The organism is Paenibacillus sp. PDC88, from assembly GCF_900106725.1.
Classification (GTDB): domain Bacteria; phylum Bacillota; class Bacilli; order Paenibacillales; family Paenibacillaceae; genus Paenibacillus; species Paenibacillus shunpengii.
This window is the reverse complement of the sequence record NZ_FNNT01000001.1, coordinates 201,059-215,400: the sequence shown is the minus strand read 5'-3', so window position 1 is coordinate 215,400 and position 14,342 is coordinate 201,059. Positions and strand designations below refer to the sequence as shown.

The window sequence follows — 14,342 nt, the reverse complement described above, 5'->3', positions numbered from 1 at the left end:
GAAACAAGCCTCTGAGCAGCACATCGGAACCAGGGATTGAAGGCGATGGTGTGACAGGAGCTCCTGTTATAGAGCTAGAGTATAAGTATAATGCCAAGGCATTATGCCGTACTTGAAGAGGTGGATACAGTGATGTATTCATGAAGCAGGGGTGGCAGCACGGTTGATCAAATCTCGTCCCCAAGACAGATGTCTTGGAGGCGGGATTTTTTTGTTTTATTCACCTGTTGATGAAGTTACGAAATGGTTTCAATCCGGAGGAGGCAATGTACAATGAAAGAAGCAGAGCACAAGAGGGAAGCTGCAAGTGATTTTTTAACCAGTCTGATTCAGCAAGATGTGGAGGAAGGGCTCTATAACAGAACAATTAACACGCGGTTTCCTCCAGAGCCAAATGGTTATCTGCATATCGGAAGTGCGTATGCAATTCATGTCAATTCGTCGATTGCGAAGCATTTTGACGGTGTATTTAATCTCCGTTTTGACGATACGAACCCGCTCAAGGAAGATTTGAAATATGTTCAAGCGATTGAGGAGGATCTCCGCTGGCTTGGACTGACGCCAAAGGTTTATTTTGGCTCGGATTATTCTGATTGCATCTATGAGGCAGCGGTTACCTTGATCCGTAGAGGAAAGGCATACGTATGTGATCTGAGTCCAGAACAACTGACAGAATACAGAGGCACGCTTAGAGAGCCAGGCAAGAATAGTCCATATCGGGAGCGTTCAGTAGAAGAAAACATATATTTGTTTGAGCAAATGAGGAAGGGGGAATTTGAGAGCGGAGCCAAGGTGCTTCGTGCGAAGATAGAGATGTCCTCGCCCAATATCACCTTAAGAGATCCGGTATTGTATCGGATTATTCATGCTCCACATTACCGTACAGGGACACAGTGGTGTATTTACCCGACGTATGATTTTGCCCATCCGATACAAGATGCAATCGAAGGGATTACCCATTCGCTGTGCTCGGCAGAGTTCAAGGAGCATCGCCCGTTGTATGAGTGGGTGCTGCAGGAGCTGGAAATACCGGAGCCTCCTAAGCAAAGAGAGTTTGGACGATTGAATCTTACGGGTCAAGTGACGAGCAAACGGTATTTAAGAGAACTGGTGGAAGGCGGATTCGTTGATGGCTGGGATGATCCAAGGCTTCCAACTCTGATGGCTTATCGCAGGAAGGGGGTGTCTCCTGAGAGTATTTTTCAGTTTATGACCGAGGTGGGCATGCTGCGTCAGAACAGCACCGTAGAATCGGCGATGCTGGATCATTTCATTCGTCAGGATTTGAAGGGCAAAGCGATCAATGTCATGGCTGTACTAGATCCACTCAAAGTGGTTATCACGAATTATCCTGAAGGTGAGGTAGAGATGCTTCCCATCAAAAACAATGAAACAAATGAGCATTTCGGAGAGCGGGAGGTTCCTTTTTCCCGAGAGCTATATATTGAGAGAGAAGATTTTATGCAGCACCCAGCGAAAGGATATTTTAGATTATCTCCCGGACAAGAGGTACGGTTAAAAGGGGCATATTATATCCGATGCGAATCTGTCATAAACGATCCGGTTACCGGGGAAATTGTGGAGCTTCACTGTACGTACGACCCTGAAACCAAGAGCGGAACTGGATACAATGGACGAAAAGTGAAATCGACCATTCACTGGGTCTCCGCAACACATGCGGAGAAAGCAGAAGTCCGATTATATGACCATTTGCTTAAAGAGGACGCGGTTATTGCGGAATCGGATAATCATTGGGAAGATCTGGTTAATCCCCATTCCATGACAGTGATGAATGCATGGATTGAACCGATGATCACATCGGCACTTCAAGACGCGACATATCAATTTATACGGCATGGTTATTTCAGTGCAGATCCCAAATCTCCTGAATCAGCAGGCCTCGTCTTCAATCGGACCGTTTCCTTGAAGGATGGTTGGAAGAAACATCACGACTGACATCAGTTTGGTGAATACGCTGTTATATAAGATCCATAATAAAGATAAAGTCCTTCCCAGCATTCAGCTGTGCTGAGAGGGACTTCAAATATCTCAATGATCGCAGCACATATCATTGACACAGCAATTGGAATCGGTTAACATACATGCATGTGCATGCATCACTTTTATTTAACTGATGAAGCTTTTTAGCTTAGTTAAAACCTCGATATTAAAAGGAGAGATACGTTACATGATTGATATGTTCAGCGAGTATAAACTTAAAGGTCTTGAGCTTAAGAATAGGATCGTTATGCCTCCGATGTGTCAATATTCGGTTGCCAAAAAAGATGGCGTAGCGAATGATTGGCATCATACGCATTATGTCAGTCGTGCCATTGGCGGTACCGGACTAATCATCATTGAGATGACAGATGTAGAACCCGACGGAAGAATTAGTGATTATGATCTCGGCCTGTGGTCAGACGAACAGGTTGCTCCATTGGCACGTATTGTAGAAGATGCGCACAAATATGGTGCAAAAGTGGGTATTCAGATCGCCCATGCCGGTCGTAAAGCGGAGGATGCAGAAGTGCCGGTTGCTCCTTCACCTATTGCTTTTGATGAACAATCCAAGACTCCGCGTGAACTTTCTACTGAGGAAGTGAAGGGAATGGTGGAAAAATTTAGACTTGCTGTTCGCCGTGCCGTACAGGCCGGTATGGATGTTATCGAGCTTCACGGTGCACACGGCTACCTGATCCATCAATTCCACTCTCCGCTCACGAACAGAAGAACGGATGAATATGGTCAGGACCTAACGAAATTCGGCGTGGAGATTATTCGTGCTGCGAAGAGTGAAATGCCGGAGGATATGCCGCTCATTATGCGGATCTCCGCTAAAGAATATGTGAAGGGCGGATATGGCATCAAGGAAAGCCTTGAATTTAGCAAGGCCTACAAAGAAGCAGGCGTTGACATGTTCCATGTGAGCTCTGGAGGAGAAGGCCCTATTGGTGCGGATGGACGACCAGGCACTCATACAGCTTATCAGGTGCCGCTTGCCAGAGAAATCAAGCAGGGCTTGAATGTTCCGGTTATTGCTGTAGGGAGACTGGATGAGCCGGCATTAGCCAATTCCGTTATCGGCAATGAGGATGCTGATCTGGTCGCTGTAGGCAGAGGGATGCTTAAGAATCCGTACTGGCCTTTAACTGCTGCAGAATCTCTGCGCAAGCGGACGGATGTACCAAGACAATACGCAGGCGGATTCCGGTTAAGCTAATCCCTCTGCTACTTCAGGATGAATCGAACTTCTGTAATCTGAAGTTGTTTGTTATAATGAGATGATGAGTAGTAGGATTATTGTTAGAGATTCATCTTATGAAGCTGAGGGGAATTACTTATGGACATGAATCAAGAGCATGACCTTATAACGAGCTGGTTATCACTGACTCACATCCAAATGAATATAGAGAATTTGCTTGATCAGTCACTGCAGGCTAAACATGATCTGTCATTAAATGAATTTTATATGTTGTACTTCTTATCTCAAGCCCCGCTAAAAAGACTGAAGCTGCAGCAGCTGGAGTCGATGGTAGGACTTAGCCAGAGTGCCATGTCTAGATTTGTGGCCCGCTTTGAGGCCAAAGGATGCGGTGCACTGAGAAGATCAGCATGTGAAGAAGACCGGAGAAGTGTGTATACTTCACTTACAGATATCGGCCAGGAGAAAGTGAACCAAGCATTTCATACCTTTAATGAAGTACTAATCAAGGCTTTACCAGATACGGATCTAAAAGGGCTGCTCGAATCTCTGCTTCGTGTTAAGCAGGATAACCAATAATGAAGTACGAATGCAAGCCAAGAAGGCAGCTTACTTACCTTCCTGGCTTGTTTTTTTGCGGGCAGAACGCAACATTTACATAAACCAAGCGTTCAAATAAATGACATGTTTTAAAGAGAAGGGGCCATATATATGCTCAAGAATAGGAAAGCAAGGCGGGGTATTGGATTTCTAGCAGCAGGAATAATCCTCCTGTCAGCTGTATTTATGTTTAATCATGTACAGAAGGATCCTGTTATTTATGGGAATGATGAAGCTTCCATCATTGAAGCCATTAAGTCAACTAAAGGGTTAGAGTCCAGTGAAATCAAGATCGTTGACATAGCTGATTTTGATAATAATCGAATCGTGGGATTTTATTTTGATAACAAGCCTGGGTACGTACAGTTTACCAAAAATGAGGAAGGGAATTACGGTCTGGTTGTGATGCAGACAGGAGGTAATCCTAATATCCAAGCCTTTCTCATTAGAGGTTTACCAAAAGAGGATCATCCACCGAAGTTCATGATTATGACGAGCGAACAGAATCAGGCTGCGAAGCTTGCGCTTCGTGTGAATAATGAAGTCATTCCTCAGGAGATTCAGACCGGTCAACAATCCGCGCTCTGGATTGACTTGGCTGAAGCAGATAAGTACAGCTACTCCTTCCAATATTATAATGAGAAGGGTGAGCCCATCTCACCGTAGTAGATGTGAATTAGACAACGAAGTATGCTCGGGCTGTTACCGTAAAAGTACTGAATTATGATCTGCTGACATAGGATATGTTAACGATTCTTGTCAGGAGGTAGTGAAAAATGGCTCAGTTCATCGATTCAAGAACTTCTCAAAATGCGAGCACATCCAACTCGATAGCTATACCGATTCTAGTCATTGGAACGCCGCAGCTGTTCGGACAGATTGGCTTACAGACAGCAGGTGTCGGCACAAACCCGCGTGTAGTATTCAGTGGAACCATTGCATTGCAGCTTCCGCTGGCGCTAGCTGGTATTACAATAACGGTAGTCAGAGGTACTCTAGCAACCGATCCTGTCGTTTATTCAGCTACTTCAACCTTTGATTTAAGCTTGCTTGCACCGCAAATTATTAATTTCACAGCTACGGATTTTAATCCGCCGATTCAGCCACAGCTTACTTATTCTGCGTTTGTCACTGCCAACTTGCTTGGGACCATTCGGGTAGGTCCGGAAACGTTCAATGGACAGCTGTACTCGGATTAATAACATTAGAAGTAGGGCTGAGTAATTCAGGGCAGATGATTTACAGCGTAATGAATGCCTTTGTAGATGGATTAGTTTATTCAAAAGAGCAGCAAAAACCGGCTTGGAATGTCAAATTCCTAAGCCGGTTTTGATGTTTCTAGGTCAGCCTTCCATGATCTTCACATAGTATTCTCGATCTCGGGGACCGTCAAATTCACAGAAGTAAATACCCTGCCAGCGGCCGAGCACCAGTCTTCCATTTTGGACAATTACCGTTTGGGACGTTCCCGTCGTGATTGCCTTCAAGTGAGAAGCCGTATTTCCTTCGGCATGCAAGTATTTGGGATGATTCCACGGATATACTTCATCAAGCCTTAGCAGCACATCGTGCTTGACATCGGGATCGGCATTTTCATTAATGGTGATCCCGGCAGTAGTATGAGGACAATAAATAATCGCAATCCCTTCGGTTATACCACTCTTCGCCACAGCAGCCCTCACTTCATCCGTAACATCCCGCATCTCATCTCTACTGAATGTTTTCAGTGCCAATTTTTGCAGCATCGAATCCCTCCAACCATCAATATTCTACTCCTTCATATTGTACCCTTGTCTCATATGAGTGCAACAAGTGCACTATGGAGGACGCAATCGGGTTAATCACTTAGAAAAATAGTCTAAGGACGGCCATGCATACAACACCGACAATCACCGTTGCAGACAAGCTTTTGGTCCATACCGCAACTACAAGCGTAGGAACAAGAGCAATGACGGTGCTCCAATCGATTGTAATCTGATCATTAGTCTCTGTTATCATGCTCTCAACAACGAGGGCAGACAAAATACAGATTGGAATATACGAGAGCCACTTCAGTACAACATCTGGCATACGGACACTTCGAACAAAAATGAAAGGTATGATCCGCGGAAGCAGTGTAACAAGTGCACATCCCACGAACAGCCAAATCATCGTCATACTAGTATTCATCGCTCAGTCACCACCCCGATCGTTGCTACAAGGATGGTGGAGAGTAATACGGCCACATGGGACGGTACGAGATAAGAGAGCACGATCATGCAGATGACCATATATAGAACGAGGGATAGGCGATGCTTCAGCTTGGATCTCTCGGTACTATGGAGCTGCAGGACGAGCAGAGCGGCAAACATAGCAACAAGAGCGAAGTCGAGTCCTAGAGCTTCCGGATTTGCGATCCACTGTCCTGATATTCCCCCGAGGGTACACGCTGCAATCCAGCATAAATAAGCCGTCAGATTAAGTCCATTCATCCACTTTCCTGATAGAGAGCCCTGTTCTGCAATACGATTTGCTGCTACCCCGAACGTTTCGTCGGTAAGGAGTGCACCGAACCCGATATTTTTGGAGATCGAATATCTCGTCAGATAGGGAGCGATCGTCAGGCTAAGCAGAAAATGTCTTAGATTTACAATGAAAGTAGTTAAAATAATGGCTGAAGCCGGCGTGTTCACAACGAGCAGTGCACAAATAATGAACTGAGCAGAGCCGGCATAGACAAGAATGGACATAAGAGCAATCTCGAGTATACTGAGCCCCGATGATACGCCTACAATTCCGAAGGCAAAGCCAATACTCATATAACCCAGCAGGGTGGGAACACAATCTTTGACGCCTTGCAGAAATGAATTCTGATCTTTAGGCATGGGGATATTGCTTCTAGCTTGAATGCTCATTTCTCCAAATCCTCCGTTTGATTCCCTGCCCATTTGCCGGTTACAACATGATACAGATCCTTGTGTCCTCTCCATAATGCTTCTGCCTTATCGGAACCGACTTCCTTAACAAGCTCGGAGAACATAATATCGTGGCGGATGTATTCCATGGCAACGAGGACGAGAGCAGGATCTTCTGTCTTGATAGCCCACGCGGTTGACCCCGGTGAGAAATTAGCGATCAGCACTTCCTTATTATCTCTGGCAATAATCGTTAGTCTGCCGCCCATGCGTTCTTCTGCCACCTGAGGAGACATGTAATTGTGATGGGTTGTAAACCCGAGCTTCATCTGATCGGGACCAAATACGATGGCGTAAATAGGGAGCTTCTGCTCCTGCCTGATCATTGCTTCATCCTGTATATATAAAAATTCGTTCTCCCATATGGAGAACCACAGTTCTTCTTCAGCCTGCTTGATCATCGAGTTCATCTCGGCAATGACATGTGCATCACTGTGAATACGATGGATGACATCTACCTCTCGTTCTCCTTCCAGAGCGGTGAGCTTCGTTTCGAGATACCGAAAGGATTGCTCAAATTCACTGCGAGTCCGATGGATGAGTTCTCTCGCTGGCAGCGGAGCATAGGTTACTGGATCACTGGGTACCGTGTGAACAGCTCCTTTATCCAGCAGCTTTCCAAGCACTTCATAAATCATTGATCTCGGTACACCGGTACGTTTACTGATTTCGTAGCCTGTAATAGGTGAATGCTTTAATAGACCGATATATGCCTTGCATTCATAGGCGGAGTAGCCCAATTTTTGAAGGGATCGATAGATTTCTTCGTCCATAAGGTCAGTTGTCTCCTTTGATTTGATAGTAGTTAGTGTACCAATCACTATAGGTAAGGTATGGAGTATTGTCAATATATTTTCAGGTTCTTCTCTGCTGCACTTGAAATGGGTTTGAAGTGACTCTGTTGTAGAGTCTATAATAAAAGGAAACAAAAACATTACATACCGAGGAAGCGAAAGGGGACGTTATGAACAACGAGCCGATATGGACGAAGGATCAAATTACCTCTGCTGAACAGCTGAGAGAGAACATAGATCAGCCACATGAAGCAATTGTGAAGAAGTCGATCAGTGTAATTGATGAGACCATTCGGGATTATGTGTCCAAATCCTCGATCTTTTTTCTGGCTACCTCCAGCTTGGAGCGCAAGACAGACGTCTCCCCGCGTGGAGACGAGCCAGGATTTGTGAAGATATTGGACGAGAAGCATCTGGCCTTCCCAGATCGCCCGGGTAATCGCAGAGCGGATTCGCTGCAAAACATCATTGAGAATCCACAGGTTGGCATGATTGTCGTCATTCCTGGCTCCAACGATGTCCTTCGAATTAACGGACGAGCGGTCATTACGAGAAATGAGGAGTTTATTGCATCTCAAGGCTGGGACGGCAAAACGACGGGGCTTGCCGTTGTTGTTGAGGTTGAAGAATGCTTCGTGCATTGTCCGCGGGCTTTTAAGCAGGCAGGTCTCTGGAGCCAGGATCAATGGATTCCCAAGGAAGAGCACCCGAATACGAGCGAGATGTTCAAGGCACATCTGGCGATCAATGGCTGGAAATAAGGGAGCGGAAAAAGCTATAATGGAGTAGACTGTCGCTTACATAAAATTGAGATACAGATAAAGGAGTGGAGCTGCATGCAGGATCTAAGAGGTAAAACTGCGCTCATTACGGGAGCCGGAAGAGGAATTGGCCGCACAACCGCCATTTATTTTGCCAAGGAAGGTATTCATGTTGGACTGATTGGAAGAAGTATTGAGAACCTTGAGAAGGTAGCTGCTGAGCTGACTGAATATGGAGTTCGAGTATCACTAGCAAGCGCCGATGTGGCTGATCTTGCATCTGTGAATCAAGCGGTGGAACACATTACGAATGAACTGGGACCCATTGATATTCTGATCAACAACGCCGGTATCGGCAAATTTGGCGGGTTCCTTGCGCTTGAGCCAGAAGAGTGGGAGCAAATTATTAAAGTGAACGTCCTGGGCGTTTATTATGTAACCAGAGCGGTATTACCGCAAATGATTGAGCGCAACAGTGGTGACATCATCAATATATCCTCTACCGCAGGACAGAAGGGCTCTCCAGTATCCAGCGCTTACAGTGCATCGAAGGCGGCAGTACTGGCGATGACAGAATCTCTGATGCTCGAAGCGAGAAAACACAATATTCGTGTGAGCGCCCTTACTCCGAGCACAGTTGCAACCGATATGGCGGTAGAACTGAACCTGACAGATGGCAACCCGGAGAAAGTAATGCAGCCAGAAGATCTTGCTGAGTATATGCTGGCACAGCTGAAGCTGAATTCACGCATCTTCATTAAATCAGCCGGCATGTGGTCAACTAACCCATAAGGTTGGTATAGAGCAGCTGTGTATTAATCACATATTAACGATAAGAGAAACCATTCGCAATCAATTGCGGATGGTTTTTTTATGATGAAAAAAATAATTCCTAAGCTCCCTACGACGGAGTACAATATATGGATAGGTAACTCTCTGACCGAAGGAGGGGGTGAGTGATCATGCTGTATGAGCAATATCTAACACTAAATCAGAAGCTTCATAACAAGGGAGCAGGCGATATCCCGATTGAGGTTACGGTTGAGCGAATCGCTGAGATTCTGTTCTGTACAACGAGAAATGCGAAATTGGTTATACGAAAAATGACTGAACAAGGCTGGATCAGCTTCGTATCAGGCAGAGGCAGGGGAAATCGTTCAAGGCTTACATTCCTTGTTGATCGGGAAGAAATACTGCTCACGATGGCTAAAGATCTTGCGGAGAGAGGACAATTTAAACCCGCCTTCGAGCTGCTCCATACTCATGGTGAAGGGAATTCAATAGATCAGTTTTCTGTTTGGCTGGACGGGTATTTTGGACTTGAAAAAGAACACAAAACGGGCAGCGAAACCAATGATGTACTAAGAATCCCGATCTATCGGCCCATCCATACCATGGACCCTGCCGATTGCTTCTGCAGCCTGTCCGCACATATGATACAACAGCTCTTTGACCGGCTTGTGATCTATGATATCAATACAAAGCGGTTTATTCCGGCACTGGCGCACCACTGGGAATCCAATGAAGATGCTACAGAGTGGACGTTCCATCTTAGAAAGGGTGTCTTGTTTCATAATGGAGCAAAGTTAACCTCTGAAGATGTCCGCTTTACGATGGAGCGGCTTGCCTCAGATCGAAGAAACAGCTGGATTCTCCGGTCTCTGAAGCAGATCGAGGCGCCTTCATCGCATACCATTCGCTTCGTATTTTATCGTCCGAACTGGATTTTTCTCCGATTTGTGACAGCGGTATCCATGTCGATTCTGCCAAAGGACTATGCAGGACTCTCTGAAGAAAAGTATTGGGAGCATCCGGTTGGAACAGGACCGTTTCAATTTGCAGAATGGACGGAATGCTGCTTCACGATGAACGCTTTTCCTTATTACTATCAAGGTCGGCCATACTTGGACAGCGTCATCGTGGCTACGTTGCCGGAGGAGGCGGGATTGATCGGAGGCTCGTCCAGAAAATGGAGCTGTCTGAACCGTGTGACTGCTGAGAATGAGATGGACACTGGTGCTGCTGAGGATACTTCAAATTCGCAGGACACGAAGTCGTTTGATCAGATTGCTTCCGAGCATTACTGTACCGGACTTCTTACCTGGAATATGACAAAAGAGGGGAGTCAGCATAACGCTAAGTTTCGTCAAGCGGTTAACCTGTATTTGGATAGAGTAAGAATGATAGAGGATTTAGGAGAACATCGCTCCCATCCGGCACACTCCTTTCTTGCGGACAACCGCTATGCAAGGCAAGCTCATGTTGTGGATGAACTGCATGCCAGACAGTTATTGAAGGAATCGGGTTACGACGGATCAACGGTCGTCATTGGCAGCTATGGACTGCATTTGCGTGACGCAGAATGGGTTCAATCCAGACTTGCTGATCTAAATATTAAGGTGATTGTCGTTGCCAGGGATATGACGAATATTCTTGCTGATCATTTAGTAGAAGAACTGGACTGTATCATTCATTCCGTCGTGTTTCCGGGTGAAGAGGTGTGCCTGATTGAGAATTATGAGCAGCACGGCAGCTATGTAAAAGAATTACTGGACCCCGGTATTACGGAATGGGTACATGAGCGAATCGATCATGCGCTGGCTTGCAGATGGGCCGATGAACGAATGGCCATACTCGAAGAGATTGAGGAATATTTGAGAAGAGAAGCTCAAGTTCTGTTTCTTAATCATTCCAGCTTCCAAATCCAATCCGATGCTTCCTTTAAAGGCGTAGCTATTAATTCACTCGGATGGATTGATTTTAAAGAAATATGGAAATCTTAACCAATAAAAAGAGCAGGCTGCATCATAGCAGACCTGCTCTTTTTGAGTTGATTACATACAATCGTTCATTATTCAAGCGGATGATGGTTATCGTGACCGGCGCTTCCGAAAGAAACCATATAACAGACTCCGATTAAAAAATCGGAAGTGTGAATTATGAAGCCTTCTTCTCTTTGCTCTGCTGCTTGAATAAGCTCTTAGAATCCCTAGTCGATCCTCATGTTCCCAAATCTGCTGCTGGTATTCGTGCAGCTTGTGTTGTGTGTAATCATTCATAATAAAGACCTCCTTCTTGATGTCTTTATTATGAGGCTGTGCTTCGCTGCTAAAAAGTGTAAACCTTACAGCAAAGACTTCACCTTTTAACCGTTCAGCTTATAGGCTACATTCTTGAATTAAGAAATAAATCACGTTAATGATTCATATGCTGAACTAGATGGGGCGCAAAGAGCATTTGAAGGGAGGAGAGAACTCCTATTGTGCTAATAATTCTGTTCCTGTTTGCCATAGGTTCGGCGATTGCCAGTGTAGATACAACCTGTGGACTTAACGTACTTGGGAGTCTTGAGCATACGAAGGGGAGCAAAATGAAGTATGCATTCATTTACATTATCTCTTGCATGGCAGGCGGGACGGCGACCGGACTAATCATCAGCGGGCTGAATGCAGTCATTGGCTTGACGACGCTCTCTGCTTATTCCGAGCCTATTCTAATCACATGGTTTGTTATCGTACTGCTGCTCGAGATGTTCAACAAATCGGCAATTCTGCCCTCGGGTAATTTTATCGTGCCTTCATCGTGGATCAGCAAGGCGGATTACCGCACCGCGGCCTTGTGGGGAAATATATTAGGGCTTGGCTTCATCACATTACAGGCAGGCGTATTGTTTCACACTTATGTCTTTGTCTCATTATTCACAACACCTTGGTGGGCAAGTGTTGCAGCGGGATGTGCTTTTGGATGTATAAGAGGGATCGTATACAGTATCCCGGTGGTCCGATCTATGGTGTATCGATTGCTTGAAAAAAGAGCGGGTCATTATACATTCCTCACCGCTACAAGGCTGGCGTTGTCTTACTTGTTAATCTTAGGCTCCATAGCGGCACTGTTAATTTCTTAACGTTATAAAGCCAATGTGGAATGGAGTGATAGCGATATGTACGGATTTCTAACTGTCCTTATGACCTTTCCGTTACTCATGTCGTCAGCAAGCTTCTTTTGGGGAAAAGCACTAGGCGATCCGAGTAATTTTCCAGCTCATCCATTCCTCTATAACTTACTTATCAGTGTGCAAATTTTGGCTGCACTTATCGTCTTCATTTACCAAGCCCCCCTCAGCTTCATCCTTCTTTCATTGGTGTATCTGTCCCAAGCTGTAGGGGCTCTGATCATTATGCGTAATAAAGGCAAGGTAGAATGTGGCTGCCTGGGTCCACAGGTGAACTCCAGGTTGAGCTATAAGCTTGTTCTACTGAATCTGTCGTTTGTCTGTGCTGGCATTATAATCTGTTATTTGACTTATCCGATCTACGATCCCGTTATTATGCTAGAAGGAGCATTTATCTATATGATTGTTATGCTGCTCGCTCTATTCATTGCTGTAGGCGTTCCTGATGCACTATATGCCACTACAGCTTACCGTTCTGCTGCCCGTCTTAACCGGCAAGTCGTCGTTAAGCAGAGAGGAGGCGGAGATTGAATACTTTATTTTGGCTGTCGTACATCATGCTCTGGCTGCTCGTCGTTCCGCTCGTCATTCTGAATTTGGTGCTGTTCAGGCAGCTTGGAATTATGATTATGGGAACGGCCCGAGGAGTGAATCAGTCTGGAATTCCAATTGGACATAAGATCCCTCAAGCTGCAGCCTTCCGTTTAGAAGGAGAGGAATGGTCAACGGTCGAGTTGCTCGGTTCCCCATCCTTAATGCTGTTTGGTTCTCCCACCTGCAAAGAATGCGCAGAGATTATGCCTGATTTTAAACGTATTGCGGAAATAAATGAGGTGAAGCCCATTCTCTTGTTGTTTTCAACGGCTGAGTTTGCCGCTGAGTATGTAAGAAAGATTAATTATACAGATGAAGTGATGCTGGTAAATCCAGATTTAGCAAATCAGCTGGATGTTCAGGTCACACCGTTCGCCTATGCGATCGACAGAAACGGCATCATTAAGCATAAAGGCCTGGTTAACAGCAGAGACCAGCTGGAGGAGTATGTTAAGGCTTCAAGAGCTTCATGAGAGGTGAAGTATGTGGCGTAATCCAAAAAATAAAGACGAACAGATTCAGGACTACATCAGCAGACAAGTCAGAGCATGGAATCATGCTCATGGGCTGAAAAAAGTGTTGAACAAAGCTGCTGGGGCGATTGCCGCAGCATTAGCCAGGCTGTTCATTCGGGATCGGGGTACAGCCCAGATTTCTTATCTGTCGGGAGGCTGTTTCCCTCCACATGGTCAGCTGTGTCGTGATTGTGGTTCTGACGGTGCCTGTCCTTCCACTTATGTGACTTGCACAACATATAACGCACTCATGGGCTGCAGGGGCTTGTGTCCGCATCCTTCGGGATGGTGGTACACCAGTGACCCTGTAGGGTTCAGGAGTAAATGCACCGATTGTGTGTCTCAGCATGTTAAGCCCTATACGCCAGGAAATTGGTGTTATCAAGGTGCCCGGATTAACGGTGAATATGTGATTTGTGGATGTCAATCGACCTTATTATACTGACATCTTCGGGTGATCAAACACTTATATCTGGGCGTGTGCATATACTGTCTATCAAGATGAGAATAGGGAGGAACGTCATGTCTAATCAGCGTGAACGTCAATTGATGTTTCAGTGTGAACATGAGATCGCGGATTATTTGAAGCAGTATCGGCACTATGTAAAGGAATCATGTGAGCAATTCTTGAACTATGACGTCAGCATACAAACATTGGACGGGGAAACGTTTGAAGGTACGATTGTAAATGTAGACCCGCATCATGTATATATTAGACTTCATGAACAGCGGGGATTCGGCGGCCCTGGGTTTGGCTCTGGATTTGGACCTGGAGGACCCGGACATGGAGGACCTGGCCCGGGCTGGGGACCTGGTGGGGGTCATGGACCTGGTCACGGCGGACCGGGATATGGACACGGACCGGGCCCAGGATATGGCCCAGGTTTCGGCCCAGGACCTAACCCGAACGTCATTTTACCGCTTACATTATTCAATTTGCTTACGCTCAGTTTGCTGATGTAGTTCAAAC

The 14,342-nt window shown here is 45.7% G+C and carries 18 protein-coding genes and 1 other annotated feature (1 of these 19 cut by a window edge); of the genes, 13 read left to right on the top strand and 5 right to left on the bottom strand.

Annotated features, from left to right (window positions below; translation table 11 throughout):
* Window positions 1–185, top strand: a binding site (T-box leader); it begins 86 nt to the left of the window's first position.
* 88 nt (window positions 186–273) lie between these two features.
* The 5 genes from BLW49_RS00920 (at window position 274) to BLW49_RS00900 (ending at window position 5,001) form a co-directional block, all read left to right on the top strand.
* Window positions 274–1,956 carry a glutamine--tRNA ligase/YqeY domain fusion protein gene (locus BLW49_RS00920; protein WP_090722645.1) on the top strand — a complete coding sequence of 561 codons (1,683 nt, stop codon included), beginning with the start codon at window positions 274–276 and terminating at the stop codon, window positions 1,954–1,956.
* Window positions 1,957–2,188: 232 nt separating this feature from the next.
* On the top strand, window positions 2,189–3,220 hold the full coding sequence (locus tag BLW49_RS00915) for an NADH:flavin oxidoreductase/NADH oxidase (RefSeq protein ID WP_090722644.1): 1,032 nt from the start codon (window positions 2,189–2,191) through the stop codon (window positions 3,218–3,220).
* A gap of 120 nt (window positions 3,221–3,340) precedes the next feature.
* Window positions 3,341–3,781, top strand: a complete 441-nt coding sequence (locus tag BLW49_RS00910; RefSeq protein ID WP_076310927.1) for a MarR family winged helix-turn-helix transcriptional regulator — start codon at window positions 3,341–3,343, stop codon at window positions 3,779–3,781.
* A 132-nt stretch (window positions 3,782–3,913) separates the two neighbouring features.
* Window positions 3,914–4,468 (top strand): hypothetical protein, encoded by a 555-nt coding sequence (locus BLW49_RS00905; RefSeq protein ID WP_090722643.1) that lies wholly within the window; start codon window positions 3,914–3,916, stop codon window positions 4,466–4,468.
* Window positions 4,469–4,578: 110 nt separating this feature from the next.
* Window positions 4,579–5,001 (top strand): hypothetical protein, encoded by a 423-nt coding sequence (locus BLW49_RS00900; protein ID WP_090722641.1) that lies wholly within the window; start codon window positions 4,579–4,581, stop codon window positions 4,999–5,001.
* 144 nt (window positions 5,002–5,145) lie between these two features.
* Here the strand turns inward: BLW49_RS00900 and BLW49_RS00895 are convergent, their stop codons facing one another.
* The 4 genes from BLW49_RS00895 to BLW49_RS00880 form a co-directional block, all read right to left on the bottom strand.
* Window positions 5,146–5,547 (bottom strand): secondary thiamine-phosphate synthase enzyme YjbQ, encoded by a 402-nt coding sequence (locus BLW49_RS00895; protein WP_076310924.1) that lies wholly within the window; start codon window positions 5,545–5,547, stop codon window positions 5,146–5,148.
* A 100-nt stretch (window positions 5,548–5,647) separates the two neighbouring features.
* Window positions 5,648–5,971 carry an AzlD domain-containing protein gene (locus tag BLW49_RS00890; protein ID WP_090722640.1) on the bottom strand — a complete coding sequence of 108 codons (324 nt, stop codon included), beginning with the start codon at window positions 5,969–5,971 and terminating at the stop codon, window positions 5,648–5,650.
* Window positions 5,968–6,696, bottom strand: a complete 729-nt coding sequence (locus BLW49_RS00885) for an AzlC family ABC transporter permease (protein ID WP_090722638.1) — start codon at window positions 6,694–6,696, stop codon at window positions 5,968–5,970. Before BLW49_RS00885 ends, BLW49_RS00890 begins: the two co-directional genes overlap by 4 nt.
* Window positions 6,693–7,529 (bottom strand): TrmB family transcriptional regulator, encoded by an 837-nt coding sequence (locus BLW49_RS00880; RefSeq protein WP_047914006.1) that lies wholly within the window; start codon window positions 7,527–7,529, stop codon window positions 6,693–6,695. The genes BLW49_RS00885 and BLW49_RS00880 overlap by 4 nt, the downstream gene beginning before the upstream one ends.
* A gap of 191 nt (window positions 7,530–7,720) precedes the next feature.
* Here BLW49_RS00880 and BLW49_RS00875 point away from each other — a divergent pair, with 191 nt between their 5' ends.
* The 3 genes from BLW49_RS00875 to BLW49_RS00865 all read left to right on the top strand — a co-directional run bounded on the left by BLW49_RS00875 (window position 7,721) and on the right by BLW49_RS00865 (window position 11,094).
* Complete coding sequence (locus BLW49_RS00875) at window positions 7,721–8,311, top strand: MSMEG_1061 family FMN-dependent PPOX-type flavoprotein (protein ID WP_047914005.1); 591 nt, start codon at window positions 7,721–7,723, stop codon at window positions 8,309–8,311.
* Window positions 8,312–8,386: 75 nt separating this feature from the next.
* Window positions 8,387–9,103: a 3-ketoacyl-ACP reductase gene (locus BLW49_RS00870; protein ID WP_047914004.1), complete on the top strand. Its 717-nt coding sequence runs from the start codon at window positions 8,387–8,389 to the stop codon at window positions 9,101–9,103.
* Window positions 9,104–9,273: 170 nt separating this feature from the next.
* Window positions 9,274–11,094, top strand: coding sequence for an ABC transporter substrate-binding protein (locus BLW49_RS00865; protein ID WP_143042054.1), 1,821 nt, complete (start codon window positions 9,274–9,276; stop codon window positions 11,092–11,094).
* An 87-nt stretch (window positions 11,095–11,181) separates the two neighbouring features.
* Here BLW49_RS00865 and BLW49_RS00860 read toward each other — a convergent pair whose 3' ends face one another.
* Window positions 11,182–11,370 carry a hypothetical protein gene (locus BLW49_RS00860; protein ID WP_090722636.1) on the bottom strand — a complete coding sequence of 63 codons (189 nt, stop codon included), beginning with the start codon at window positions 11,368–11,370 and terminating at the stop codon, window positions 11,182–11,184.
* Window positions 11,371–11,573: 203 nt separating this feature from the next.
* Between BLW49_RS00860 and BLW49_RS00855 the strand changes: the two genes are divergently transcribed.
* The 5 genes from BLW49_RS00855 (at window position 11,574) to BLW49_RS28450 (ending at window position 14,335) form a co-directional block, all read left to right on the top strand.
* Window positions 11,574–12,215 carry a hypothetical protein gene (locus BLW49_RS00855; RefSeq protein WP_256209524.1) on the top strand — a complete coding sequence of 214 codons (642 nt, stop codon included), beginning with the start codon at window positions 11,574–11,576 and terminating at the stop codon, window positions 12,213–12,215.
* A gap of 36 nt (window positions 12,216–12,251) precedes the next feature.
* Entirely contained in the window at window positions 12,252–12,794 is a 543-nt protein-coding gene (locus tag BLW49_RS00850; protein WP_090722634.1) for a MauE/DoxX family redox-associated membrane protein, read from the top strand.
* Window positions 12,791–13,330 (top strand): TlpA family protein disulfide reductase, encoded by a 540-nt coding sequence (locus BLW49_RS00845; protein ID WP_047913999.1) that lies wholly within the window; start codon window positions 12,791–12,793, stop codon window positions 13,328–13,330. The genes BLW49_RS00850 and BLW49_RS00845 overlap by 4 nt, the downstream gene beginning before the upstream one ends.
* Window positions 13,331–13,340: 10 nt before the next feature.
* Window positions 13,341–13,817 carry a hypothetical protein gene (locus tag BLW49_RS00840; RefSeq protein WP_090722633.1) on the top strand — a complete coding sequence of 159 codons (477 nt, stop codon included), beginning with the start codon at window positions 13,341–13,343 and terminating at the stop codon, window positions 13,815–13,817.
* Between the two features lie 77 nt (window positions 13,818–13,894).
* Entirely contained in the window at window positions 13,895–14,335 is a 441-nt protein-coding gene (locus BLW49_RS28450) for a hypothetical protein (protein WP_052512281.1), read from the top strand.
* The last annotated feature ends 7 nt before the right edge of the window (window positions 14,336–14,342 follow it).